The sequence below is a fragment of the Priestia sp. YIM B13491 genome (assembly GCF_042787605.1).
Lineage (GTDB): Bacteria > Bacillota > Bacilli > Bacillales > Bacillaceae_H > Priestia > Priestia megaterium_E.
Window position 1 is genome coordinate 1 of sequence record NZ_JBHZOR010000045.1, and the last position, 1,119, is coordinate 1,119.

General features: G+C 57.5%; 1 rRNA gene. It reads right to left on the reverse strand.

Features of this window, described 5'->3' with window-relative positions:
• Window positions 1-1,119, reverse strand: a 16S ribosomal RNA gene (locus ACFX4E_RS28240); the annotation flags it as partial.

A 1,119-nucleotide genomic window follows, 5' to 3' on the forward strand; every position in this document is an offset into this window, starting at 1 on the left:
CCCACGAGTCCCCACCATCACGTGCTGGCAACATAGGGCAAGGGTTGCGCTCGTTGCGGGACTTAACCCAACATCTCACGACACGAGCTGACGACAACCATGCACCACCTGCACACGACCAACTAAATGCCACCACATCTCTGCAGTGCCGCCGTGCATGTCAAGCCTTGGTAAGGTTCTTCGCGTTGCATCGAATTAATCCGCATGCTCCGCCGCTTGTGCGGGCCCCCGTCAATTTCTTTGAGTTTTAGCCTTGCGGCCGTACTCCCCAGGCGGGGCACTTAAAGCGTTAGCTACGGCGCAGAAAACGGGGAATGGCCCCCACACCTAGTGCCCAACGTTTACAGCGTGGACTACCAGGGTATCTAATCCTGTTCGCTCCCCACGCTTTCGCTCCTCAGCGTCAGTAACGGCCCAGAGACCCGCCTTCGCCACCGGTGTTCTTCCTGATATCTGCGCATTCCACCGCTACACCAGGAGTTCCAGTCTCCCCTACCGCACTCAAGTCAGCCCGTACCCACTGCAATACACGGAGTTAAGCCCCGGCCTTTCACGGCAGACGCGACCAACCGCCTACAAGCCCTTTACGCCCAATAATTCCGGACAACGCTCGCGCCCTACGTATTACCGCGGCTGCTGGCACGTAGTTAGCCGGCGCTTTCTCTGCAGGTACCGTCAATCTCTCTTCTTCCCTGCTAACAGAGGTTTACAACCCGAAGGCCGTCATCACTCACGCGGCGTCGCTGCATCAGGCTTGCGCCCATTGTGCAATATTCCCCACTGCTGCCTCCCGTAGGAGTCTGGGCCGTGTCTCAGTCCCAGTGTGGCCGGTCACCCTCTCAGGCCGGCTACCCGTCGTCGCCTTGGTGAGCCGTTACCTCACCAACAAGCTGATAGGCCGTGAGCCCATCTATAACCACTACATAACGCTTTCCACCAACACCCCATGCGGAGATTGGTCGTATCCGGTATTAGACCCAGTTTCCCAGGCTTATCCCAGAGTTAAAGGTAGGTTACTCACGTATTACTCACCCGTTCGCCACTAATCCACCTAGCAAGCTAGGCTTCATCGTTCGACTTGCATGTGTTAAGCACGCCGCCAGCGTTCGTCCTGAGCCA